Annotated in this window: 20 protein-coding genes; 10 read left to right on the top strand and 10 right to left on the bottom strand. The window is 50.8% G+C overall.

What is annotated here, in order from left to right; all coding sequences use genetic code 11:
• Nucleotides 1-116 precede the first annotated feature (116 nt).
• A complete protein-coding gene (locus JXQ78_RS15095) occupies nucleotides 117-857 on the top strand; it encodes a DUF7379 domain-containing protein (RefSeq protein ID WP_330633346.1) in 741 nt (246 codons plus the stop codon).
• Between the two features lie 424 nt (nucleotides 858-1281).
• Nucleotides 1282-2427, top strand: coding sequence for a tyrosine-type recombinase/integrase (locus tag JXQ78_RS15100; protein WP_330633347.1), 1146 nt, complete (start codon nucleotides 1282-1284; stop codon nucleotides 2425-2427).
• Between the two features lie 628 nt (nucleotides 2428-3055).
• On the opposite strand, the gene JXQ78_RS15105 is transcribed toward JXQ78_RS15100, so the two are convergent.
• From JXQ78_RS15105 to JXQ78_RS15120, 4 genes are all read right to left on the bottom strand, one after another.
• A complete protein-coding gene (locus tag JXQ78_RS15105) occupies nucleotides 3056-3193 on the bottom strand; it encodes a YciI family protein (RefSeq protein WP_330633348.1) in 138 nt (45 codons plus the stop codon).
• Between the two features lie 341 nt (nucleotides 3194-3534).
• On the bottom strand, nucleotides 3535-3879 hold the full coding sequence (locus tag JXQ78_RS15110) for an AzlD domain-containing protein (protein ID WP_330633349.1): 345 nt from the start codon (nucleotides 3877-3879) through the stop codon (nucleotides 3535-3537).
• Entirely contained in the window at nucleotides 3876-4628 is a 753-nt protein-coding gene (locus tag JXQ78_RS15115; protein WP_330633350.1) for an AzlC family ABC transporter permease, read from the bottom strand. The genes JXQ78_RS15110 and JXQ78_RS15115 overlap by 4 nt, the downstream gene beginning before the upstream one ends.
• Before the next feature lie 91 nt (nucleotides 4629-4719).
• Nucleotides 4720-5457, bottom strand: coding sequence for a helix-turn-helix domain-containing protein (locus JXQ78_RS15120; protein ID WP_330633351.1), 738 nt, complete (start codon nucleotides 5455-5457; stop codon nucleotides 4720-4722).
• A gap of 344 nt (nucleotides 5458-5801) precedes the next feature.
• Between JXQ78_RS15120 and JXQ78_RS15125 the strand changes: the two genes are divergently transcribed.
• The 4 genes from JXQ78_RS15125 to JXQ78_RS15140 all read left to right on the top strand — a co-directional run bounded on the left by JXQ78_RS15125 (nucleotide 5802) and on the right by JXQ78_RS15140 (nucleotide 8881).
• Nucleotides 5802-6326, top strand: a complete 525-nt coding sequence (locus JXQ78_RS15125) for a helix-turn-helix domain-containing protein (protein WP_330633352.1) — start codon at nucleotides 5802-5804, stop codon at nucleotides 6324-6326.
• Nucleotides 6327-6449: 123 nt separating this feature from the next.
• Nucleotides 6450-7040, top strand: coding sequence for a carboxymuconolactone decarboxylase family protein (locus JXQ78_RS15130; RefSeq protein ID WP_330633353.1), 591 nt, complete (start codon nucleotides 6450-6452; stop codon nucleotides 7038-7040).
• A gap of 3 nt (nucleotides 7041-7043) precedes the next feature.
• Nucleotides 7044-7406 (top strand): DoxX family protein, encoded by a 363-nt coding sequence (locus tag JXQ78_RS15135; protein ID WP_330633354.1) that lies wholly within the window; start codon nucleotides 7044-7046, stop codon nucleotides 7404-7406.
• 413 nt (nucleotides 7407-7819) lie between these two features.
• Nucleotides 7820-8881, top strand: coding sequence for a TrmB family transcriptional regulator (locus JXQ78_RS15140; RefSeq protein WP_330633355.1), 1062 nt, complete (start codon nucleotides 7820-7822; stop codon nucleotides 8879-8881).
• A 112-nt stretch (nucleotides 8882-8993) separates the two neighbouring features.
• Here JXQ78_RS15140 and JXQ78_RS15145 read toward each other — a convergent pair whose 3' ends face one another.
• Entirely contained in the window at nucleotides 8994-9695 is a 702-nt protein-coding gene (locus tag JXQ78_RS15145; protein WP_330633356.1) for a class I SAM-dependent methyltransferase, read from the bottom strand.
• A 1793-nt stretch (nucleotides 9696-11488) separates the two neighbouring features.
• On the opposite strand from JXQ78_RS15145, the gene JXQ78_RS15150 reads away from it, so the two are divergent.
• A complete protein-coding gene (locus JXQ78_RS15150; RefSeq protein ID WP_330633357.1) occupies nucleotides 11489-13084 on the top strand; it encodes a S8 family peptidase in 1596 nt (531 codons plus the stop codon).
• Nucleotides 13085-14182: 1098 nt separating this feature from the next.
• Here the strand turns inward: JXQ78_RS15150 and JXQ78_RS15155 are convergent.
• The gene (locus tag JXQ78_RS15155; RefSeq protein ID WP_330633358.1) at nucleotides 14183-14944 is read right to left on the bottom strand and encodes an HpcH/HpaI aldolase family protein; all 762 of its coding nucleotides are present in this window, start codon (nucleotides 14942-14944) and stop codon (nucleotides 14183-14185) included.
• A gap of 1257 nt (nucleotides 14945-16201) precedes the next feature.
• On the opposite strand from JXQ78_RS15155, the gene JXQ78_RS15160 reads away from it, so the two are divergent.
• From JXQ78_RS15160 to JXQ78_RS15170, 3 genes are all read left to right on the top strand, one after another.
• Nucleotides 16202-17899, top strand: coding sequence for a PKD domain-containing protein (locus JXQ78_RS15160; protein WP_330633359.1), 1698 nt, complete (start codon nucleotides 16202-16204; stop codon nucleotides 17897-17899).
• 1059 nt (nucleotides 17900-18958) lie between these two features.
• Entirely contained in the window at nucleotides 18959-20554 is a 1596-nt protein-coding gene (locus JXQ78_RS15165; protein ID WP_330633360.1) for a long-chain-fatty-acid--CoA ligase, read from the top strand.
• Between the two features lie 734 nt (nucleotides 20555-21288).
• Nucleotides 21289-21933: a helix-turn-helix domain-containing protein gene (locus tag JXQ78_RS15170; RefSeq protein WP_330633361.1), complete on the top strand. Its 645-nt coding sequence runs from the start codon at nucleotides 21289-21291 to the stop codon at nucleotides 21931-21933.
• 113 nt (nucleotides 21934-22046) lie between these two features.
• Here JXQ78_RS15170 and JXQ78_RS15175 read toward each other — a convergent pair whose 3' ends face one another.
• The 4 genes from JXQ78_RS15175 to JXQ78_RS15190 all read right to left on the bottom strand — a co-directional run bounded on the left by JXQ78_RS15175 (nucleotide 22047) and on the right by JXQ78_RS15190 (nucleotide 24638).
• Complete coding sequence (locus JXQ78_RS15175; RefSeq protein ID WP_330633362.1) at nucleotides 22047-22778, bottom strand: arylamine N-acetyltransferase family protein; 732 nt, start codon at nucleotides 22776-22778, stop codon at nucleotides 22047-22049.
• A gap of 59 nt (nucleotides 22779-22837) precedes the next feature.
• Nucleotides 22838-23197, bottom strand: coding sequence for a hypothetical protein (locus JXQ78_RS15180; RefSeq protein WP_330633363.1), 360 nt, complete (start codon nucleotides 23195-23197; stop codon nucleotides 22838-22840).
• A 227-nt stretch (nucleotides 23198-23424) separates the two neighbouring features.
• Complete coding sequence (locus JXQ78_RS15185) at nucleotides 23425-24273, bottom strand: arsenite methyltransferase (RefSeq protein ID WP_330633364.1); 849 nt, start codon at nucleotides 24271-24273, stop codon at nucleotides 23425-23427.
• A complete protein-coding gene (locus tag JXQ78_RS15190; protein WP_330633365.1) occupies nucleotides 24273-24638 on the bottom strand; it encodes an ArsR/SmtB family transcription factor in 366 nt (121 codons plus the stop codon). Before JXQ78_RS15190 ends, JXQ78_RS15185 begins: the two co-directional genes overlap by 1 nt.
• Nucleotides 24639-24811: the final 173 nt, after the last annotated feature.

Below are 24811 nucleotides of genomic sequence, written 5' to 3' on the forward strand. Positions count from 1 at the left end.
TGCGATCGCTTCCAATCTTTAGAATACTGGCTTAAACTCGTTAGCATATAAACCACAATGAATATCCAGCATAACGATCATTATATATTTCTGCAGATATACTGTGTAGCAATCCTATGGCTCACGACAGAACATTTGATCGGGAAACGACTCGGAGAACGTTTCTCACAGGACTGGCGACCGCTGGAGTCTCGGCGGTCGGAGTGGGCAGTGTTGGAGGAGCAACGACAGAGGGCGATCGTAATCCGATACTGATGGTCCATGGCTTTCTCGACAGTGGAGAAACACCGTGGTGGGATCTTACCACACATCGATTGAAAGAAATTGGCTATGACCAGGAGCAGTTGTACGTGTTGAGCCTTGGTGCTCTCGCCACGACCTTCGATTCACCGGAGGTATACGCCGAGGAGGTAACAACAACTCTCGAATCTATCAGTGCGAGCCATGACAGTGCGGTCGACATCATCGCACATTCGATGGGGGGACTCGATTCACGGTGGGCGATCGAAAAGATGGGAGCCCATGAGTACGTTGATTCGCTTATCACACTCGGGACGCCACACCAGGGGACATACATCGCCTATCTTGCGTATATCACGCCGGGCGGTCGAACTATGGTACCTAACAGCGAATTTTTACAGGAGCTTAACGACGGTCAACTCGCAGAAGATGTCGAATACACGGCTATTTGGTCAAATTTTGATGCATTAATCACCCCCGACGAATTTGCGACGCTTCCAGATGCCGAGTCTAATTCAGTTTCGACTGCCCAGAACGTCTTCATACCATACAAAGGACACATTCAGCTCTCTTTCGACACGGAAGTATTTGAGACGTACACCTCGTATCTCGGGTGAGTATATTCGAAGGAGAAATCGAATATCGACGTTGTGTGAATATCCAATCCCTCTGTGTCAGGGGTTTGCGTTGTGGGTGCGTTGACCCTCGCTGTTTGGCCCGCCACCGTCGGCATTGTCGACGCTGGCGTGGGATGCTGTTGTGACAAGAGGGTTCCAGATAGTCCATATCTACACACCTGCTCTCGAATCCAACAGCTGATTTATCCTCCCTGAAACGTTTAGTGCAAATAATTGGGATTTATTTCCATTATTTCGACGCCATACGGTTTCTACCAGGCATTGGGTTTAAGCATCACACCGTCCTCGAACAAGTACGAACGATGTTCTCGACCGAGATCCCCACTCTTCCCCGAATTTCTGATTGCACCCACTACGAATGGGTCATCAGCCAGGGCTGTGGGCCGCGAGGGAACGAAACGCCATGAGCGAGCTCACTGAAGCTGACCTCAATGCAGCGATTGAACGGTATCTCCGCTCGAAAAGCAAAGGTGGGGCCCAGTCGGGCACGTACTACCGAACGGCAAAAAGTGCGCTCGACAGGTGGCAGGCGTGGCTGTCGATTGATGAAATCGCTGCGCTCACCGATCCGGACGCTGGCGCACAAATTTTGCGTCGCTATGCCCAGCATCTCACCACGAAGGTTGGAGACGATGAACTCGCGGCCTCGAGTGCCCACACGTACTACAACATCATTTCGGGATTTTGCTCGTACTGTGTTCGTGATGGTGTCCTCCCCTCGAATCCCGCCCAACGAGAACGCGCACGCGAGGAACTCCCGACTGACGACAGCGACGATCGTCAACAGTTCTGGGATCCGGACACCCGCGATCGTTTTCTCAGCTGGCTCGACGATCGAGCCTATGATGCGATCGAGGCTTCGGGAACGGATGCTCGCCTCGAAGTGCGCGACCGGGCGTTTGGCTACGTCTTAGCCTATTCGGGCGTTCGTGGAGCAGAAATCCTTCGAACAAGCGCAGACGACAGGGAGGGTCGCCAGGGGCTCCGCTGGCACAACGTTTCGCTTCCCGAGACTGATGCCGAGACCGAGAGCGGAACCCTGCGTGTGTTTGGCAAGGCTCAGGAGTGGGAGACGACGCCGCTTCCACGACAGGCGGTGTTTCCGCTCCAGCAGTACTTTCGCTTGCTTGGAGAGCCCCCTGACGATTGGCCGGTCTTCCCAACGCAACACGCCCCATCGAAATACCGAGTTGCTCGCGAACAGCTTGCTGCGAAGGGACTGTCCCAGGGTGAAATTGAGACCCTCCTTGACGAGCAACCGATCGATCAGGTGCTCCGAGAGCACGAGATTGTGCCCCCTGCGGTCACCGTCAATGGCATGCGAACCCATGTCAAACGGCTCTGTGAACGGGCTGAAATCACAATCGACGGCGAGTATCTCAAACTTCACGGTGCCAGGCGCGGGCTCGGGGATACCATTTTCCGTGTCGATCGTGGTGAAGCACAGGATCTGCTCCGGCACCGATCGCTCCAGACGACCAAGGACGCATACTCACACATCGAGGCCGAAGAACGGGCCGAACGCATCTCTGCCATCCTTGAGGAGTGACGGCTCACAATCCGATTGAACGACAGTATTGTCATTGACCTCGGGGCTCCAGTCGATCGTGGCTGTCATTTGACCCAAAGGTTCGGATCGATAGGCCAGTTCGAATCGCGTTGTCTTCCCAATACCTTTGCTGGTGCACTGTATGGTAGCAGTTGGGGGAGGATAACACGCTCTGCAGTCACCGCCCTCCATACTTTGGCAGTGTCTTGAGGCATGGACAGCCACTAGGTGGCCGTGTCACTGAATCTCCGTCGCTATGGTGGCGACACCGACAAAGTGGATGGACCGATACGCATACGGCCCAGCATGAATTCACCGCTCTGCTGATCGGCAACTGAATTCATTTCATAGCCTTTGGTTATCGATCGTGTGTGAGTCAATAGCGTAGCTCGACGGAAAGGGTCGTCGGAGCGGCTGGAAAAGCGTTGTCTGACTCAGGTATGAAGTGTCGCTCCATCGAGACTCACAAACAACTTAGAGCGTGCCTCTGGATCGTCTCCCGCGTAAAGATATAATGGGAACTACTCTTATTTCTCGGTGTAATCCACCGGTCAGATGCGGTTCTACTGGCTGTCTATCGACATTGCAATCTGTTAGGACATAAAATCCATCCAACGGTATCGAAATATCACAGAAGATAGTTGTTGTCAGCGTTCGCTGGCTCTACCTCCAAGATGCTCCGGTCTTGGTAGTAGCCCTTCTCTGCAAATGGATCTGCGTTCGCAATTGAATGCGCATGATCGCGGGATTCACAGTTGAGTATCATGATCCTGTCCCATCCTTGCATGGTCCACAAAACGCCAAGAACCCCTCTTCATCAAGATGGCGTAAATAGTCAAGTGGTCCTGAAGCAGCCCATCGTCCAGTACTCCGGGCTGTTTATTGTCAAGATATACGACGAACTGCGTCATTCAACGCCTTCACACGCAGTAGTTTGTTCATATACCATGGGTATTCCATCTTCGATTGTATAATTGACCCTTGTAGAGTGAAAGTGATCGGGTATCGATGTCTACACTGATGGCAACCCACCCGACAGAAATTTGCTGTGATACGCCCAGACGAACGCACGGTGAATTCCACTCCGAAGATGTGTAGCCGGGTCGTTCACACGACAGCCTGCACCGCCCAGAGGACGCCCAGTCCGCCACAGATCGTGGCGAGTACGTTCTCAGTTCGCCAGGCGATACCAACAGCCACCAGGCAAGCTGCAACCTTAGCGTAGTCAACTTCGAAGCCAACACCTGGATCAACGCTCAGCACGGCGAGTGTCGGTGCAATCAGTGCAGCAAGCACCGTCGCAGGGATGAATCGAAGCAATCCACTGAGGTATGGTGGGGGATCACCCATTCGTCCCAAAATCAGGATGAATGAGAGACGGAGTCCATATGTTCCGATCCCAATGGCGATGAATATCATCCAGATGGTTCGTAGTCCGTACTCTGTCATCATGCCGTCTCACACCCCGTGTCTGTGGCTGCCGTTCGATCTGATTGCGTGGTAGATCGCTGTTCGAAGGCGCTCCCAGCAGCGATACCGATGAGGACGGCCGTCACGAGTCCGAGGTTAAACGGGAAAAATCCGAGAAGAATGCTCGTTCCACCGGAGACGAGTGCAGCCAGTATCGTTGGACGGTCATTCAGATCAGGGATCAACAGCGCAATAAATGTGAGTGGGACAGCAAAGGCTAACGAGACTCCAGAGAGGACACTCGTACCCAATACAACACCCAGGGCTGCACTGAGGTGCCACGTCGCCCAGAACGGTATGGCAGCACCGAAATAAAACCACTTCTGGCTGTGAATACTCAGATCGCCGTTGCGAAACCGGCTAATCGAGATTGCATACGCTTCGTCAGTGAGAACGTACGCACCGAGCCACTTCGTGAGTGCGTCAAATCGTCGAAAGTATGGTGCCATCGAAGCACTGTACATCATAAATCGGAGATTGATTATCACCGCCGTCAGGACTATGACTGCGACTGGTGCGGTCTGATCGATGAGATCGATCGCTGCGAGTTGTGCTGCACCGGTGAAACTGACGATCGTCATTGCGATAGCGTGATGTGGGGGAATGCCAGATTCGACCATAGCGGCTCCTGCAATCACGCCGAACGGGACGACACCGAGTGAAATTGGTAAGATCGCCATGATTCCCGCATAGAGGTCGGTCCATGACGGTGATGAGGTCGGTATTTTCACAGCCAACGGTTTGATCCAGTGGACAATAGATCGTAGTTCGGTCCTCACCGAACTACGAGCGAGTTTCAATCTGGAGGTGCGTCAGTGACAATTACATTTTCACGTGGCGAGCGATCGGTTGATTCACAAACTGCTGGATGATCCAGGATTCGGCCCGCTGGAGCCGATACTGGAGTGTAGACATGGGAATATCCATCGCTGCTGCGAGATCGGTGAGTGAGATTTCACGCGGCGTTCGGTAATATCCCCTATCGATTGCAGCCTGCACCGCTGTCCGCTGCTCATACGGTAGGTCGGCAACCGTGGCTCCTTCTTCGGTCCAGTACGTTGGTTCGCCAACCTGTCGAAAGTCGAGCGAAAGGTCCGATTTGAGCTCCGATTTGAGTCCGTTGTAGAGTTCACTCACGCGAGCACCGTCTGGCATGAGCAATCGCCATTCGTACTGGTTTTTGTGCCGTGCTGCATCGCATACCAGTCCGTCACCGAGATAACAGTGGGCAAGTTCTGGGATTGACCAACAATTGTTGGCTGCTGCGGAGTAGGTGTAGATCAGCCTGCACGTTGGCGTTTGAAGGAGTCGTTCGTGGTCCCACTCTGTAAGACAGTCGTGGGGGCCAATACATTCGTTACAGTGGTTCCCATCCGTATAGATCGCTTCTACTTGTTCGAGGGCCTGGGCGGGGCCAACAATTCGATCAAGCCGCCACTGTCCATTTGCCGAGACGTGACAGGCGATGGTCTGTGCCCGGAGGCTCGGATACTGGATAAATACGTCCATAATGGGATCGGCACTACGCGCGTATGTGATCGTAAAAATAAACTCGCGCATTGATATCTAGAGGGTCATATGGATAATATGTGTTCTGTCTACCGCCAACACTGCGATTCAGCGTGTGGTTTTCTACTAATAATTTATGATTTGATAAAAATGCCAGCGATATCTCCAGCTCCGCCTGCTCGTCCTGTGGACACTCAAATCCAGTGTAGCAGACCAAATCGACATGCCGAGCGGAACAGCTGAATGGACACGTTTGTGTCAAAGTAGAAGTGACCGTGGAACGAAGTCCGGTGTGAATGGCCCACACCCGAATAACATTCGAACTCCCGGGGGATGCATTCGAATTTTCAACTGATCATTCCGATGTGGAGTTCCGGATACTCGCTGCCTTCCCAATGGATGATGCTCTCTTCGTCGCACTCGAGGCACCTACAGAAACTCGTCAGGACGTCCTCCGGTATTTCGATGCAACGCCACTATCCTACGACGTGCTCCACACGGACGAACAGTCCATTGTAATCCAGTATGCGATGGGGACCATTCCGCCACCAGTTCGTGCAATCTTGGCCTCCGGGACCCTTCTGCAGTTTCCAGTTTCCCTCCGTGATGGGTGGCTAACGTTTGCACTGACGAGTTCACACGACCGACTATCGAGGCTCAAAGCCGAGTTTGAGAAGGCTGGCTTCACATATGAGGTTATTTCGGTCACACAATCGACACAGCCAACCGACCTAGTAACCGATCGCCAACGGGAATTCATGCTCGCAGCCCTCAAGCACGGCTACTACGACACCCCGCGTGAGTGTTCGCTCACCGAGCTTGCCGCCGAGCTAGCCGTTGGAAAATCGACGGCGAGTAGGGTGCTCCACAGCGCCGAGGAGACGATCATCAAGGAGTTCTTTGCCCAGCCAATTGAGTAGAGACAGCGGCCAACGACGGCCTCCTGACTTGAATCCCTGAAATCGTCGCTCGGGGATTCCAGCAGTATTGGCTGGAACATGTTGCACTGAATGTCCATCTTCCGTGCTCTCCTACGTACGTCTATGTGTGCGAGACTAGAGCCGATTGAGAAGCCCAAAGGACTCAAAATGCGACTCGTCTACTGGATGATGCGCCGGAAGCTTGGGCGTGTGATGACTCCGTTGAAAGTCGTGTTTGCACGCGTGCCTGGGTTGGTGGGATGTAATCGGAAGTTACAGAAATTTCACGAGAATGGGATTCAACTCGACGCAGAACTCACGCTCATGGTTGGAACGCTCGTCTCAGAGTGCAATGGATGTGGCTATTGTGTAGATTTCGTGCAGTCAGAAGCAATCCGAGAGAACCTCGGGATGGAGAAGTTCAATGCGGTTTCGACGTATCAGACGAATCCTCATTTCACTGGGGCAGAACGCGCAGCCCTGGCATATGCTGAAGAAACCACACGCCATAAGAACGTCTCAGAGGACACGTTCGAAGAGCTTCGCATCCATTTTTCCGATCGAGAAATTGTCGAACTCACGTGGCTGACTGCGTTTCATACCTACACCAATCTCATCAATATACCGCTCGAAATCGAGTCAGACGGTCTGTGTGCAATCGCTGCGGACGAGTCCTACGATGAACGAACAACAGCACGAGCCACTCACGAATAAATTATGACTCTCACAGTATCAACTGCGTACACTGTTAGTAGTAGTCTGACAATCGTCGCTGTCGGCATTTCGGCGGTAGGATTCTTTCGCCCCCCTACACCTATCCTCGAATCCATGGCTGAGATAGACGTAGCAGAATCGTGGTTGCCCATTCTTGGAACCGTGAAAGCAGCGGGAGCTTTCGGATTGCTGATTGGGATGGTCACACCGGTGGGACAGATGGCGACGGCAGCAGCTTTCGGCCTCGTCGTGTACTTTGTTGGTGCCTCAATCGTTCACATACGCGCTGGCGATTATGCTGTCAGTGGACAGCACGTCTACCTGCTGTTGGCCGTAGGCACACTGGTGTTAGATTTGCTCTCGTGATTCAGCCCCAGAGTAGGTGATGTGACTGGCGGGCGGCTCGATTTGTCTGATTGATATTGGCTCTGTGAAGAAGGTGGTCGAAGAGTCGATGATCAGGTAGCGCTCGTATCACCGAACGGGACCAAAGTTTGCCACAACGGATTCGCTCTCGACGACACTGCTCGAACAGTACGTCGATCGATTGTACAACGACTTTGGCCCCTACGAGGCCCAGGGTGTTCCGAACCAGGCCTACTGGGCCGGTAACGACCTGATGCAAAATTCAGCAGTGATACCGATCGCCGAACAACTCGATAAAACGGGGAAAAACAGCATTTCCTCGAGGCCGTTCGGGGTCAGCTGGAGACCTTCTTCGGTGTGAATACGAACGAGATGAATACTCACAAACCGATCAGAGAGTATAGCAACAGACGATGACTTCGAATGGCCGTCCCCATGACGATCTTCGAGAGAAACTCGGTGTATTCGGTCTTACAGACGGTGAGATCGACGCGTATTTTGCCTTGCTGTCGCGCGGAGAAGCGACAACACGTGTTATATCGGAAGATGCCGACGTCACACAACAGGCGGTCTACAAAATCGTTGAGCGACTCGAACATCGTGGATTGGTTCGGGTAAACGATCATGCTTCTCCCACAACGACCCGTGCCCTCCCACCGAAAGAGGCGATTGCCAACCTCACGGACCAACTGGAGTCGATACAACCGTCACTTGATGCGCTTTACACTCGAACGGAACCCCAGGCACCCGATATCAGGATGATCAAATCCAGAGAGACCGCGGTGAAGGGGCTTCGGCGAGCTATTGCACGCGCACAGCAGGAAGCACTGGTTGCAGTTCCTGAGCGTGTTGTTTCCGACATCGAATCGGAACTGAAAGCAGCCGTCGATCGAGACGTATTCGTCGTTTTACTCGTCGGAGAAATGGACTCCGTGGATGAACGGACCGAACGATATGTTGGTCTTGCGGATGTGGTACGCTGTAGAACCGGGTCGCTGCAGTTCATGTACGCCATCGACTTCCATTCGACGATGATGGGCAGCACCGATATCTTTAGTGGCGTCCACACCGACGAAAGTGTTGTTTCAGTCACTGAAACAGAGACCAACATCACTGGTCTGGTTGTTGCTACCTTCTTCGGAGTATACTGGCCCGTCTCAACAGAGGTGTTCGTCACTGATCCATATTCACTCCCGAAAACCTTCGAGTGGTTTCGAAGCGCAACTCTCCACGCGGCGCTGTATGATTCGCTTGGATCTGACCTTTGCGCCGTTGTTGAAACCACCGATGGGACGGAGCTATCGGGCCCAGTAACGGAAATTTGCCAGGCATTCGTTGAACCGGCGACGAACGATTTCACCGTCGAAAACAACCTCTCCCTGCAGATTGATAACAATGAAGTCAGAATTGGTGGTCCTGGCTCGTTTATTGAGGAGTACGAAGCAGAACGGATTACGCTTCGATTGAACGATTGAGGCATGCGTAGGAAAGGCGATGGAATCGCTTTTACCGGTCGTACTAGTGACTACCGACTGTCAAATAGGTCCAATGATATTAGTATGCGAGAACGATAACCGTATGATTCCACTAGTTGGAGTGGCCGTTCCATTGACAGATGTACTCCGCGTAGAAACTCTGTTCGTAGGTTGATTCGAGAATCTCGAAGCCGGCCTGTTCGATCATTGATTCGAGTAGAAACCCGTATGTGCTGTATTCTTCTCGAAAATGGCCGTACAATTCTTCATCAGAAAAGTCAGTAAATTCTTTTTTCTCGTCGAGCCATTGTTCGATGGTTTCATGACTGTCCCGTGGATCGAACGAAAAAACGAAATCACGTAATCGGAATATCCCACCCATTGTGAGCGTTTCGCCAATATTTTTGAGTGCCTCAATTTTCCAGAAGTCGGGGAGGTGATGGAGTGCATCCTTCGAGAAGACGAATGGTACTGGATCTCCCTGGTGATTGTAGCTCAAGAATCCATCATGGACGGTCTCTATGTTTTGTATGCCGTACTTTTCGATACTTTTATCAACCATCTTTATCATCGTTTCCGAGATGTCGACTGCTACCACCCGATCACAGTGATCTGCAATGGCGATGGGAAGAACTCCTGTTCCTGTGCCCAGGTCAACGACAGTGTCCTCTTTTGAGAGGCCCATCTCCTCTAAGATCTCAATCTCCGAAGCAGGATCGAATGGCATTTTCTCGTCGAATTGAGCAACTGCTTCGGTCTCGAAATGTTCTTCGCCAGCATGTTGTTTTTCGTTCAACGTCCATCTAGCAGCCATACATTCACTATTACTTCTTTATTGATAGCTATGTGCCCTATGTGGGGGGTATTTTCATAAATTATTCTAGGGATCCAGGATAGGTTGTGCCAATTTGAGTGGGACTCACTGCGGACGAACAGTAGGCACGGAAGCATGCTTTCTCCATTTGAAAATAAACTAATAGTACGTCCCATTGCAATCTCTCTCGTCGAAGATATCATAGTAGGAAATGGAGTAGTGCTTCCTACAAATTCTTGGTCACTAGTTGTCGAGCCGGACCCTCCATTCTGGATCGTGTTTACGAAACACTGGAGCAAGATCGTCTAACCGATCTTGCTATTCTCCTTGCTCAGTCGGTAATACTTTTCGTTGTCTTCGATGTGACCGACCGTCACGAGATTCCACGTTCGAATACCTCAATCTGTTCGTCGAAGGTTTCCGTGTGGGCGCCCGGTCACGTTGGCACGTGCTCTGGAATCTTTCCAGTCATTTGTGGCAGCTGATGAAAAAGGAACGTTATTGAGCTCTAGTTATGAAACTCCAAAACATATAATATATTTATAATAATGAGTTTTCTAATACTAATTATAGTGGATAGTATCATTAGATATTATATGGATTATTCAAAGAACCGATGATATATGTGCAATTCAATGCGGTTATAACTATCCACTTTAGTTATGACTTGTCATCATATCATATGTAATATTTAATACCAACCACCAGACTTTTCACATTTACTGATGTAGATGGTATTGAGGGAGGGCGAAACTCTCGCATACCCACCTCCCTCTCGATTTTAGGTCACTATCCCAGATGCATCATGATTCAGAATCTTTCTAGTTATTCATTGGACACATATGTATCCGATCACGGAAACTGAGAAATTTTTCTGGATGTACTTCAAAACGCCTGAGTAAGCACCCGTCGTCGAGCGTAGTTTACCGAGCCTTACATAGTGAGACATCCATTTGGACTGCTCTTCCCCCATAGAAGAAATATGAATACATATATTCAAAGTCAAGCTGCACCTTTAAAATTTCTGGCTGATACTCGCGATACTCCAGAAAAATATGGCTAACATATTCGTTATCCTATTCAGATCAATTTTTGATATAAAAATTTTTTACTAACTATACACCCAATATACAAAGTCAAATAAGTAGTTATTTATCGTTAATAATTCATCGAAAATCCACTCATATGTCACTCAGATCAAAATATGCCAACAAATTCGTGATGGTCCCAGCCAATGCGGATTTGCTGACTCCAAACTGTGAAACGTGAGCTGTACGTCAGTGAAGGATCTGAGATTCTCACGACAGGGTCATGTGGTCTTCCGATGGAGATTAGGTCTACGAAATATGGAGATTCGCAGGGTCATCCTCGCGTTGGACGGTGCCCTACGTTTTGGGCTGTGTCCGTACTGACCATCCTCGGACAGCAGTTTCTTGAACTTGTTCAATGTTCGTTTACCAATGGTCAGCGCATCATTTTGTCTACGTTATCGTTCAGTTCTCACTCGAGTCACTTGATGTACTAGAACTTATAAACATCTTCTGACTACTAATCAGAGCTGAAGGCTCTGACGATCGAAGTTCCCTCTGCCTGGACCTTCGGTGATTGTTGAAGCAGGCTTTCCGCTTACACCCAGCTAATCGGAAGTATAGGAAGCAAATCATCGAAAAGGTGTACTGTGACCACAGTCCCTATTGCTCCATAGTACTATCATTACCAAATATATGATTATGAATATTATCACATGTCATTAGATAACTTTATAATCTGCCCACATATTTGGCGAAATGGGTATGCGAGATAGCAACTCTCAGACACGACGATCGTTCTTACAACTACTCGGAATCAGCGGACTCGTAGGCCTCTCTGGGGTAACTTCGGCAACTCCGGGACGTGCCCCGGGTCCAAAAGAGGATGAGATTCTAGTGGGTGTCTCAGCGGGTACTGCAGACGCAGGCAGCATGGAATCCCACGTTGATCAGCACGTTCCCGGCAAGGCAGAGGTCGTTCACAAAAACGAGGACCTCCGGTATGTCGCCGTGAAATTCCCGGGCAACGAGAAAGCTCGTGAAAACTTCATCGACGCCATCACGAAACGGGACGGAATCAAATATGCCGAAAAGAATTCGACCCATTCCGTGTCGCTTACCCCGAGTGACGGTCGGTTCAACGAACAGTACGCGCCCCAGCAGGTGAATGCACCGGCTGCATGGGACACCACACTCGGCTCTACGGACGTGACCATCGCGGTCATCGATACCGGCGTCGATTACACCCACACAGACCTCGAATCGCAATTCGCTTCGAACAAAGGGAGGGATTTTGCCGACGATGATAGCGACCCGATGCCAGTGGGATCGAATGAATCCCACGGAACTCACGTCGCGGGTATCGCTTCCGGTACGACCGATAACGGCACGGGCATAGCTGGCATCTCCAACTCAAGAATCATCTCTGGACGCGTCCTGGGGGCTGATGGATATGGGTCAACCGCAGACATCGCCGATGGTATCAAATGGGCTACCGACCAGGGTGCGGACATCATCAACATGTCTCTCGGTGGGGGGAGCTCCAATTCTACCATGAAAAACGCCGTTTCATACGCTGTCAATAACGGCGCACTCCCGATCTGTGCGAATGGCAACGCTGGTAGCAGCAGTGTAGACTATCCTGCAGCGTACAGCGAATGCGTTGCTGTCGCTGCGAGTCGAGAGGGAGATGAATTCGTCGATTCCTGGAGAGATACAACAGGAGGCTCGAACTACGGCCCAAAAACCGACGTCATCGCACCAGGTGAACGGGTCCTTTCATCAGTTCCTGGTAACGATTATGCATCGTATTCGGGAACCTCGATGGCGTGTCCGGCTGCATCGGGAGTCGCTGCGCTCGGAGTCGCTGCGGATCCGGATCTCACCGTCTCCGAACTCCGAAATCGCCTGAAAACCACAGCCGTCGACATCGGCGAACCCAGTGAAAAACAGGGCTCAGGCCGTGTCGATGCGAAAAATATCGTCGACGCTGCTGATGGTGGCGGCGGTGGTGGCGACGATGACGACGGTGGTGACGGCGGATCCACTAGCGAGACGGTCAGTGGTTCGCTCTCGAGCTGGTATGATTCTGCTTCATACTCCTGGGACTGGCAATACAGCTCTCCGAGCGAACTCTCGATCGAACTGGACGGTCCTTCGAGCGCCGACTTCGACCTCTATGTCAACGAAGGAACTACCACGGCTCCGTCTCCATCCAGTTCCGATTACTCCTCAAGGAGTCCAAACAGCCAGGAGGCGATCACGATCTCTACACCAGACACCTCAACTGCACTCCAGGTCACGGTCGATTCCTACAGTGGATCGGGAAGTTTCGACCTGACGATCACCGAGTCCAGCTAATACCGCCAGGCTGCTTTCTATTTTTTAGCGGCTGAATAACACTGGGCAGCGCAGGGCTTGCTTTCACACCGGTTGTATCGTTCGTATCATCCCACTCCTGTTCATCCCGTGTGTTTTTCGAATCCTCAACGCAGACGTAATCCGAGAGCGATACCGTGTAGAGACGGGAAAAGATCGTCCAGATTGAACAGTTACATCCAACAGCAATGGAATCGATGCCCCAGCTACGGATAGTAATGATGAGCCACCATAGCGACCGATCAAAAATTTCTCTTGGCGTGTGTGGATCGCTGGATACACGGATCCATCGTATCGACCCCGCAACGAAGCGCAACTAAACTGCTCTCTCCCGTTGTTTTGGATCTTGAAGCGAAACTCAAGTGATCGAAGCGAGACAATCAGTACGCTATCGGAGCTGTAGTTCTCCCCAGGAACCGGTCGTTCCCTCCCGTTTGTCTTTCTGTAATCGTAACCGTTTACCAATTACAGACACTATTATTGCTATGAGGTACCAATTGCCAATGAAACACCACATTTGTCTCTCGTACTGGTACGTACGTAAACTTATTGGCAATCCTGGAACGTGAGAGACGCCGGACTACTGCTGTTCATCCCAATCGTAGAAAGACATACTATCATGGAGACAGTCTCATCAAGAAAACTGCTACTACCTCTTGGTTGGGGCTATCTATAGAGTGTAGTCTATCCAGTGGCTACGGTGAAACGGAGCAGGTCAGCCAGTGAACGCTGCTGTTTATCAGACCTGATCAAAGAACTAAGTATATAGTAATATTATAAATAATGGGAAACTAGTCATCGAGCGAGGCAGTAGCGTCAATCAGTACCGAATTTCTTTGTGGTCTGCTTTCTCCTTCGAAGGCTCCCTCATGGGTGGCAAGGAGGTATACTCCATTACTCCAGTAGTACTACCGCACTACACCACACCAGCAGTTACAGAATTGCGCATGAGAGTGATTGCTTGGAGGTCAAATTGATAAAATCCTCACCACTAGTGTGAATCAGAAACCTATGACAAATGTACGGATGTAATGATTACCACAGCGTGTGACTCTCTCGATGGGGACCCACGTTCTGCACCTACTCGGTCAGGAAAGGCGCTAGGCCAGTACGCATGAAGGTTAGATCGGCACCCAGGAGGAAAAACCGAAACCCGAAATCAACCCGTTCGGTTTGAACTGCTGGCGTTCGACCAGCAATGCCAGGATATACGTCGTTGTTCTGTGCAGCGTCGAACGCTCGCTGGACAGCTGCCGTTACCTCTGGGTGATCCTTTTCACCTGGATGACCAAGGGCAGCCGAAAGATCATTTTCTCCGATAAACGCAACATCGATCCCATCGACAGCAAGGATCTCGTCGGCACGGTTGATTGCTGATGGTGTTTCTAGCTGAATAGTAATGAGCGTCTCCTCGTTTGCGGTGGTTACGTAGTCATCGAACCGTTCTCCGTATGCGTTTGCCCGAACGGTACCGGCAACACCACGCTTGCCTGTTGGTGGGAAAGAAGATACCTGGACGATAGATGCCGCGTCTGTTGGTGTTTCGACATTGGGTACGATAATCCCCTGTGCACCGGCGTCCAGAGCGTGTTTCGCACTGCCTGAGATAGCAGCTTCGACGGAGGGGAGCCGCACCAGTGGTGTCGCGTCTGGTGTTACTGCTCGAATGAGTGACTCAACACGCTCGGGTGAGTGGGGGGCATGTTCGGTATCGATACCGATCCAGTCGATTGCTGTCTGCGAGAGGACTTCGGCTACACGCTCACTTCCAGAAAGGAGCCACGATCCGACGACTGTCTCTCCCTGTTTGAGTTTCCGTATGGTGTGGTTCGTTATCGACATTATTGATTCCTTGTGGAGGAGAATATAAAGAAAAATAGTTTCCAGCAACAGTTCATACTGCGGGATATTATCACCTGGATAAATTATGAGAAATGATTAGATATTCAAACGGTCACAACCTGCAATTAAAATGGAGTCCGTCCCTGCGTGATCATTTGATCAAAAATATGGATATTCATTCAACATAAATGTCTATAAAACCGATATTCTATTGGTATGGAGAATGATAAAGGATATTTTGGGTTGTTCGTATTTTTGACTGAAATCAATTTCCAGTTCAATATCGTTATTGTGGAGCTTTATCTGTTGTGTGATAGCTATTTATACTCGCTTTCTATTTAATTTAAAATAAATTAGAATTATATATTGGGATATCTATACCGATTTATCCAGAGCGGAACAATCATTTCACTCAAACTGTGCATCTGAATATCATTCGATGATCGCATCGGTATCTCCTTGTGGCTCTCAGTTTTCCTCAACGTCCAGAAAGATGGCACATATCAACTCACGAACGCACTTCTCAATGCCGATATTCGTGATCTCACCCCGAGTTGCCAGACCAACAACGACTGGGCCGCAGTACGCCAGACCGGAATTTATTCATCCAATGATCCGACGAGCACGACCTTGTCGAAAAAGTGAATAGCCGGTTGTAACTGACAAAGGCGGTGAGATAGTCATTGATGAGAACCCCGATTCGTAGCGAACATTTGAACCGCTCACCGGATCATTCCACTTTTGGGTGTGATCTATCGGAATCGGTTGATACGGTGAATAGTCAGAGTGCACAGTTCGTGGATACGGACACTCCAATCGCACGTGAATGGATCGAACACGTCTTCACATCAGTGCGGGTTAACTCCATCCGAGTCGGCGAACATGTGGTGGTATCAGTACGATCTGCCCACGAAACCAACAAAGTGACTTACAACCCTCTGTGTCAGTTCTTCAAATGGAGACGAATTCTCTGTTAGGTGTTGTCCATGAGAACAAATGGTGAAAATATGTATAATATATTTAGAAAATATTATTTAATGGTGTTATACATACTAGATAGAACCCAGCGAGAACTGGAGATACAGCACACGATCACTGGATATAGTGCGACAGCACGACACAGTCGATTCTGATGGAGTGGCGTCGACTCTGGTCACTCGCGGGTGAATCCGATCGTACACCGTAACGGTGTCGGAGCAGATCGGATACAGACAGTAACGACTCAGATCAGCGCGCGATGACAGACATACACAACACATGAAGTTCACACGACGTTCTGTTCTCCGAAAGGCATCGACACTACCAGTCTTGACGGTTGCCGTAAGCGAGATCGCCACGGCTGCGGACTGTAGTGATACTCCCCAGTGGGACGCTGCTACAGCGTACTCAAGTGGCGATCGCGTACAATACAACAACGCCCTCTGGGAGTCCCAGTGGTGGACTCAGGCAAACAAACCAGACACCACGGACCAGGTCTGGCAGAAGATCGGCGACTGTGATGGGGGTGGCGACAGTGACAACCAGTCGCCAACGGCCTCGTTCGGTACTTCTCCAGCGTATCCGGAACCGGGTGATTCGGTCACGTTCGACGGATCGGGATCGTCAGACGTCGACGGAACGATCAGCAATTATGAGTGGGAGTTTGATGATGGTACCACTGCCACCGGACAGTCGGTGAGCCACACGTATGACCAGGCGAGATCGTACACAGTATCACTCACAGTGACAGACGATGCGGGCGCAACCGACACTGCGACATCGACAGTCATCGTCAGCTCTCAGGATGGCACCATCTCGCCAGACACCACTATAGCGGAGTTCTTGTCGAACTACGAAGCGCGTTATATCCCGGATATCTTTATTGATTTCATGGTGGGGGATGATGGGTCCCCACGGCCGGACGAGCCAGTTGGAAACCTCACGGATGTCGACAAGGCAGTGAGATACGATGTCGATCTCGATGCGATCCGGAACAACGTTACCGACGGATCACTTCGGCTGGGATCGCTCGGAACCCAGGCACTAAAGTGGGCAAATCAGTTCGCAGATGTGGGGGTCCCCGCTCACGCAACCGCACAACTGCTGCCCAGACTAATGTTGCTCCCTGACGTGGCTGAATCCCCGACGTTCCAGGGGTCGGGACGATCCACAGCATGGGAGCAAACGGCAGGACCAGTTCCCGCGAGCAACAATCCTGATTTGTTCTATCAGGATGTGTGGCCCACCGACGCCCGTGGCGAGAAAACTGAGGAGGTACGAGAACGCGATCGTGTGTACTTCCAGGGCCAGGAGAACGCCGAATGGACCTCGAAACACAATCTTCCCGATACAATCTTAAAAAACTATGACAACCAGCTTCTGGATTCGATTCAGAACGGCGTTCATCCCGTGACTGGTACCCCGCTGGGGGGAGACAGCTTTACTGCTAGCGCCCCGATGGCAGCCAGCGCTGAGATACACTCGGATGGCTGGTACGGCTATCAGGTACTGCTGTTCAAAAATACGTCAACAGTAGCCTACCATCTCGATGGGGCCGTGATCTGGTGGGTCGGACCGTCGAATTACGGCAAGTCGATGGGTGCTGGACATTACAACAATGAGCAACGACCACCCGGCGGCCATGGGCATCCCCAACGCGATATCATCGAAGTCATGCTTGATGAGGAACACATGCCGGACGAGTATGCGGACACAGACACAGATCTCTCGGCATTCGCGATCCGACTCGCCTTCCACGATTCACCATACAACATGCGTACGGCCTATCCGAATCAGTGGTGGTCACTTGAGGTGAGTACAGGTGACGATCTCAACGGAAGACATCAGGGAGCCACCGAGCGACAGAAGCTTCTCGATCTGATGGTCGACACTGCCCACGTCGAACTGGAAACGAATATGGATCTGAACAATGACCTCGTTGACGCAATCGAACTGAAAAACCGATTGGGCAACTGACGAACTCGTTGGAAATGTAGCTGGCACAGCAATTTCGTACGCACGTGTTTGTCCCGGCCCCCACGAGTAGTTCTGCTCCCACGAGATCGAGGTTCCAGCAGAAAACGGGTTCTCACATGTTGTAATCCTGTCTATCCACTATGAGATGGGTACGACGACGGCCATCAACTCTTCTGTATAAATCCATATCTCGTCGATAGTCAGTTCGTTGCTGGAATTTGCCTCGCTGGAGTCTGGCCGGTGTATGGGCTTACCATCTATTATCTGATATGATTCGCAGACGAGTCAGTGGGCGGTGTACTGTATTCCACGAATCTGTTCATATATAATGAACAACAGTGGGTAGACGTCTACTCTTACCACGCTACGATTCATCGATGAATACCATGATCACTAACTTAATAGGAATTTGGAAGTATTGTCTGATAAAAAATATATGGATAACAATATCGTGGTATCTTTAGATATCCAAAATAATTGGACGCCTCGGCAGATGGTTTATTTTTATTACCCACATACATATATCTTAATTTACTAAATTATATCGTCAATTACAGGCATACGTCTGTAATGAACGGTCGTACTGTCGAAAAGTGCCCCGTCCGTCGGATCGAGACTGACCGCATTTCATCAGAAATAAACACGGTGAACTCACAATACTCACAAGAGTCGTTGGACTGCAGACCGGGGATCGGACACATTCTGTGTCTCACATTTGGGGTGACACCACCAGTTGTTACCCATGAAAAGCCCTTGACGTAACGCACGAATACAGTCCTTACCATGCAACACTGCCGCGAACTGTGACTGAGAGTAGTCGAGTACACTACTTCCTTAAGTGTTTCTGGCGATACGGTGAAGATATAGACGCAAGTGAGTTTGAGTGTGCAGATGGTATTCTGTACACTCCATAGCGCGAAGCGCGTGTCCGTGAATCGCTTACAGTTTTATGGTTTAGTGACTGCTGTGTCGCCTCTCAAACCGATCGTCCCAAAATCAACCGCCGTCCTGGCCGAAACAATTTAGACAGTTCGGTTAGAACAAACGGGTCGAAAATTCATGAAAGTTGAAATGCTCACATCGGATTTCCTTGACCGGGCAGTAGATCTATACGGCGACGTGGTCGGAGTCGTAGCGCACGATGGGACAGAGTACACGTATGGGGAGATCGCTGCGCGTGTCAATCAACTCTCGCACGCACTCTCGGATATGGGCGTGAAAAAGGGCGATCGTGTTGCGTTGCTTTCTCCGAACACGCATTACTTCATCGAGACGTTGTATGCTGTCAACCAGATTGGTGGCGTGTTCGTCCCGATGAACTACCGGCTCACACCTGAGGATTTCGAGTACATCTTGAACGATTGTAAAGCCAGGGTCGTTATCGCAGATTACGAGTTTGCTGATGGAATTGAGCGGGTTCGAGATTCAGTTCTCGCAGGGGAGTACATTGGCTACAGGGCCGACCAGATCGACGGTGAGTGGATAGACTACGAGGAGTTGCTTTCTGGAGAGTCTTCGGCTGATCCGGAACGGCCTGCTATATCGGAAGACGATGACGCGAGTATTAACTACACCTCCGGTACGACGGGCGATCCGAAGGGTGTCGTCCGAACCCACCGCACGGAGAGCTGGCATGCGCTCGTGTTAAACCAGCACATGGAGATCAGGGACGACGATACATATCTCTGGACGCTGCCGATGTTTCACTGCAATGGCTGGGGACATACCTATGCCATTACTGGGACAGGAGGGACGCACGTCTGTCAGCGGACGTTCGAACCAGCAGGGACGTTCCGTCGTATCCGTGAGTACAACGTCACGTTCATGTGCGGTGCGCCCACGGTGCTCAATCGACTCATCTCTTATCACGAAAAAAAGGACGTGGAGACGACCGGCGATCGCGCAGTACGCATCGCAACCGCCGGAAGTGCTCCGGCGAGTGCCACTATCGAAACTGTCGAAGACGAGTTTGGCTGGCGGATTATCCAGATTTACGGGCTGACCGAGACGGCGCCTATCATTACTACCAGCAATTCTCCACGACGCCTCGCCATTCGTGGACGGGACCTCAAAGTCAAGCAGGGATCTGCGACACTGTGTACTGATATACGAGTCGTCGACGAGGATGGGAACGACGTGCTGAATGACGGAGAAACCATTGGCGAGATCGTCGTGAGGGGCAATCAAGTGATGGATCGGTATCTCAACAAGCCTGAAGAAACTGAGACGGCGTTCAACGAGCGTCTGTCGGGGTATTTCCACACCGGTGATCTCGCCACGATAGACAGAGACGGGATGATAGCGATTCAGGACCGAAAGAAAGACATCATCATCTCCGGCGGCGAGAACATCTCGAGTATCGAAATTGAGGATGTACTGTACGACTATCCAGAGATCAAAAAAGCAGCAGTTATTCCGACCCCAAGCGAAAAATGGGGAGAGACACCGACTGCCGTCGTCGTCCCAAAGCAGGATGCAGATCCCTCTGAAGCGGAGATACTCGAATTTGTTCGGGACAGGGTGGCCACCTACAAGGCTCCTACCAGTGTCGATTTCGTTGCTGATCTTCCTGAAACTGCAACAGGGAAGATACAAAAATACCAGCTCCGACAGGATTACTGGGAGGACCAGGACAGAGTAATTGGGACGGAATGAAGCGTCGTTGAGACGTTCCCGCGACTAAAGCCGGTATTCTCGCCCGGTGCTGTGATTTCATTCGATATCCTCCGGTGGATGACCTCTGTTTCACACGCAGAATATGATGCGACCCTTTTGATTTCACTGTGGTCCTGTCTGATTCATACCAATCGTGAATCCGATGACAAACTCTTCGATAGGGCATCGATGTCGTCGATAACTCGATCAATCACATCACGATGATCGTCGGGATAAAGGTCCACGCCGTTTCCGAGGTCACGAAACGCCACAGCTAGCATTCGCATGCTCTCGATTGATTCGTTAGTAACGATGGTGTCACATTCGTTATCCAACTGTACCAGAGTACGTCTGTGAGACCGGTTATCCGTCGCACGAGTGCGTACCGTGTGCCCATGAACACGATCGTGCAATGTATAGATGATAGCGGCCAGGCTCAACAGGGAAGATAGCGCTCTGGTCACTTTCTATCCGCCTTCGAAATGTGGTCTTTCCCCTGTTAAACTCAGCACTACTCTCGTTTGTCTGACTATCTCCGTTCGAAGCAACCAGTGGACACGAGCTGCGAGTTCGGTGATTGTTGGTTGGATCCATCGGTCAACCCCACAGTGTCGTTCTGAAGGTCGTCTTGTTATGGCTTATTGCATACGAAAATATTAGTTATAAACGAGGATTACTGTACGCACAAACATGTAGTTCTATTCAAGTGTCTCGACGGACAATCCTCGACTGATATGCCCAGCATTCGATTGAAGCTCGACGCTACTGCAGTGACGGACTGGCTGGCTGATATCTCAGCAGAATTTCCGGACACTGAATTCAACGTACTGACTGATCAGTCTACGACCGACGGCTTGCTTGGGATTGTCGAAGCGAAGACACCGAACAAGACCAGGCTGAAACATCAGTTCGAGGACGCATCCGAAGTACGCTCCTATGAGATAGTACATGATAACGATGATACAGTGGTGATTAAATGTACCATCCCAATGTCGGAGGCGTATAGAACGCTCCGGTCATCGGGGAATCTTCCAGAATACCCCGTCCATCTCCAGGACGGATGGTTTTCGTTCACGGTCACCGCATCACACGAACAACTGTCCACATACACGGAGGAATTAGCCACAAGCGACATTCCATATCATATTTTGTCACTATCTCAGTCCCGTGATTCCAATGAGTTACTCACGGACCATCAGTCACAATTCATTACTGCGGCAGTCGAACGTGGGTATTACAACATGCCCAGGGAGTGTACGCTTGAGGAGTTATCAGAATCATTTGAAATCAATAAATCGTCGTCGAGTAGACTGCTTCGCAGGGCTGAAAACAGAATCATCAAAGAATTCATCACAGAGATTGCACCAGCTGAAAGATGAACAGATGCTACTTTGATGAGACACGGTCTGCGACCGTCGGTAGGTCTCTATCGGATCAGCAAGTCGGACCTGATTTGATCCCACTGAAGATGCATGGACTCGAATCTCCAATGCTAGGAGAGTCCGAATTCACCCCTGAGTAGATCATCCACCCGCTCGGGAGGAACATGCTGCTTTGTTTGTTCTCCGTGCTTTTTTGTGGTGAGGGTGGAACCGGAGAGCGTTACGCGTCCATTCTCGGTAGCGCGTGTCGCAAGAAGCGGACCGGTAAACGGTGAATCCGGTGACGTAGAGTGATAGTCTGCCATCTCCACGAACTCATCAAGCGTTCGTGCGCTCAAAGTGAATCGATACTCGTCCTTCCAGCAGTCATCCGTTTGTTTTTGAGCCGCATGGTGATCATCACGTGTTACGACGCGATAGGTGCCAGAAACGTCGGTATGTGGATCACCGTTGAGAGGAAGTGGTTGACGAGCGAAATCACCAAATCCGACATCGACCAGGTGATCGTCCACGAGAAGTGCCAAGTGATCGTACTCCGGACCAAACGAGCCGTCATCTCGTTTTACTCGACCAGATATGAGTGTAACGTCGTATCCGAGTTCCGTAAGAAGCCACGCGAATCCACTGTTCAGGTCGTAGCAAAGCCCACCACCAGACGCGATAATCCGAGGAACGACTTCGGCTGGATCGAGACTGGCACCGTTGAACCTACGCACGTAGAAATTCGTAAATGGGACGGTCTGGATGTGAAGACGCTGTAGTCGAGAGAGTGCGTCGATATCTGGCGATTCAAACGTCTCGCCACTGGCATCTAGCCGGTGAAAATATGTTTTCGTTTCCATTAGTGAAAGAGGAACTGCTGGCTAATAACGGCTAGCCCTATGATTGTGCTGTGCATGTGCTACACTCCAATAGTGAGAGAATACGCCCATGGTTCGCCACTGACCACAAGGGATACCAGGGCAGCCCCCAGTAGCATGATTCCCTTCTCAAAGGCCTGCTTTTCTCTTTCGCGTTGATCTGCCTGGACTGTCCAGAAGTTGTGTATCATTGGAGTCACGAGAATGGCGCTACCACCAACGAGGAGACTATTCGACACAGTAACGGAGGGGGTCGGTGCTGGAACGCCCTTTGTCTGCGCCACTTGGACCAATTCACTCATGTCTGTGTGGCTCCTGAAATCAGTAACTGCGAGCAGGCCACCGAAGAGAATACGGCCGACTAGCAAGAAGATGACACTGACACCGGTTGTGATAGTCATTAGTTGCTCACCCCTGTCGATCTGGCCTACCCACGTTTAGGCGGTTTGGGAGTGACCAATCCATGAATATCTGGCTATCATACGACACATTATTTTTATGCCGGGATATTATTACACCAGTTCGAACCTCTTGTTGTCGTCTGATTGTAACCACGTGAGCTGCTAATAGCGCAACGACCGTGATCGAATCTGTACACATGTTGTCCCATTCAAAAGGACGGTCTAGCTTATACGGGCTTTCGTCCTTCGATCGTTGCCGAGACAATGTAGTCCGCAAGATCGTGCTCGTCCGACCACTCCCGAATGAATTCGTGGCTATCGTCTTTCGGTTCGACCGTCACTGCCTCAAACCCGGCGTCGTCAAGCAGTGATTCGAGCTCGTTGATCGTCGCCGCTCCAGCGACACAGCCCGAGACACTTTCTGGATCTGTACGAAGGTCTTCGGGGATTTCTGCTGTCATGACTACATCAGAAATTGCGAGTCGGCCGCCAGGATGGAGCACTCGATGCGCTTCTCTGAACACCTGTGATTTGTCCGGCGAGAGATTGATAACGCAGTTGGAGATGATCACGTCGATCGTTTCGTCGGCGACCGGGAGATGTTCGATCTCTCCAAGTCTGAATTCGACATTTCTGGCGTCGTTTTTCTCAACATTCTCTCTTGCCAGTTCGACCATTTCCGGAGTCATATCGACACCGATAACGTGGCCCGTTTTCCCGACTTCTTGTGCCGCTAGAAAGCAGTCAAACCCACCACCAGCCCCGAGATCGAGCACGGTGTGACCGGCTTCGAGACTCGCAATAGCGGTGGGATTTCCACAGCCAAGTCCAAGATCTGCGCCTTCACCCACGGCAGTAATATCGTCTGCCGTGTAGCCAAGTCGCTGGGAGTCGACTCCGAGCGTGTCGCTGTCGTCACTGCAGGTAGTAGCTGATGCAGATGATGATTCACAACAGCCACTCTGGGGTTCCGTTTGGGCGATCGATGCGTATCGATTTCGAACTGCATCGCGCTGTTCACGTTCGGAGAGTCCCCCTTTCGAGGGAGACTGATCCTGGGAGTTATCGTCAATCATCACCGGTCACCCTCCTGATGAGCGTCGATTCGGTCGATCAACTCCTCAGCGATTGAGGTTGCCTGGTAATAACGCCAGCGACCATCCTTTCGGCGCTTGACCAGTCCAACGGTGTGGAGCTGTGAGAGCGCATGGCTGATCGCACTCTGTGTTACGTCCAGTGGTGGGGCCAGATTACAGGCACAAACCTCGTCGTCGGCTGCTACGAGAAGCCGGACGGCTCCATACCGTGTCGGATTTGCAAGCGCTGCAAAGCGTTCGACCTCGTCATCAAGTTCATCGACCGAGATCTCTGGAACGGTCGTACAGCACGCTTTCGATTGGGTTTGTGAAGACGATGGCTGGGTATCGCTTTCGCCACTCATATGAATATTCTAGCATATGATGGTACTATCATATAAGTGTACCGACGGGAGCACAATGAATTCAGTATCTATTCAACCATTGCAGTGGGTGGCTATTCGTATATTCATCTATGGATGCTATCAAAGGGAATAGAGACAGGACTTAGGAGGAACCAAAACAATTACTTGATATT

Origin of the sequence: Halocatena halophila, from assembly GCA_027563145.1 — an archaeon.
Taxonomy (GTDB): Archaea; Halobacteriota; Halobacteria; order Halobacteriales; family Haloarculaceae; genus Halocatena; species Halocatena halophila.

Bases quoted from the DNA above. Each gene is read 5' to 3' on its own strand.
- JXQ78_RS15095 (WP_330633346.1), top strand. From the start codon at position 117: ATGGCTCACGACAGAACATTTGATCGGGAAACGACTCGGAGAACGTTT.
- JXQ78_RS15100 (WP_330633347.1), top strand. From the start codon at position 1,282: ATGAGCGAGCTCACTGAAGCTGACCTCAATGCAGCGATTGAACGGTAT.
- JXQ78_RS15105 (WP_330633348.1), bottom strand. From the start codon at position 3,193: ATGATACTCAACTGTGAATCCCGCGATCATGCGCATTCAATTGCGAAC.
- JXQ78_RS15110 (WP_330633349.1), bottom strand. From the start codon at position 3,879: ATGATGACAGAGTACGGACTACGAACCATCTGGATGATATTCATCGCC.
- JXQ78_RS15120 (WP_330633351.1), bottom strand. From the start codon at position 5,457: ATGCGCGAGTTTATTTTTACGATCACATACGCGCGTAGTGCCGATCCC.
- JXQ78_RS15125 (WP_330633352.1), top strand. From the start codon at position 5,802: ATGGATGATGCTCTCTTCGTCGCACTCGAGGCACCTACAGAAACTCGT.
- JXQ78_RS15130 (WP_330633353.1), top strand. From the start codon at position 6,450: ATGTGTGCGAGACTAGAGCCGATTGAGAAGCCCAAAGGACTCAAAATG.
- JXQ78_RS15135 (WP_330633354.1), top strand. From the start codon at position 7,044: ATGACTCTCACAGTATCAACTGCGTACACTGTTAGTAGTAGTCTGACA.
- JXQ78_RS15140 (WP_330633355.1), top strand. From the start codon at position 7,820: ATGACTTCGAATGGCCGTCCCCATGACGATCTTCGAGAGAAACTCGGT.
- JXQ78_RS15145 (WP_330633356.1), bottom strand. From the start codon at position 9,695: ATGGCTGCTAGATGGACGTTGAACGAAAAACAACATGCTGGCGAAGAA.
- JXQ78_RS15150 (WP_330633357.1), top strand. From the start codon at position 11,489: ATGCGAGATAGCAACTCTCAGACACGACGATCGTTCTTACAACTACTC.
- JXQ78_RS15155 (WP_330633358.1), bottom strand. From the start codon at position 14,944: ATGTCGATAACGAACCACACCATACGGAAACTCAAACAGGGAGAGACA.
- JXQ78_RS15160 (WP_330633359.1), top strand. From the start codon at position 16,202: ATGAAGTTCACACGACGTTCTGTTCTCCGAAAGGCATCGACACTACCA.
- JXQ78_RS15165 (WP_330633360.1), top strand. From the start codon at position 18,959: ATGAAAGTTGAAATGCTCACATCGGATTTCCTTGACCGGGCAGTAGAT.
- JXQ78_RS15170 (WP_330633361.1), top strand. From the start codon at position 21,289: ATGCCCAGCATTCGATTGAAGCTCGACGCTACTGCAGTGACGGACTGG.
- JXQ78_RS15175 (WP_330633362.1), bottom strand. From the start codon at position 22,778: ATGGAAACGAAAACATATTTTCACCGGCTAGATGCCAGTGGCGAGACG.
- JXQ78_RS15180 (WP_330633363.1), bottom strand. From the start codon at position 23,197: ATGACTATCACAACCGGTGTCAGTGTCATCTTCTTGCTAGTCGGCCGT.
- JXQ78_RS15185 (WP_330633364.1), bottom strand. From the start codon at position 24,273: ATGATTGACGATAACTCCCAGGATCAGTCTCCCTCGAAAGGGGGACTC.
- JXQ78_RS15190 (WP_330633365.1), bottom strand. From the start codon at position 24,638: ATGAGTGGCGAAAGCGATACCCAGCCATCGTCTTCACAAACCCAATCG.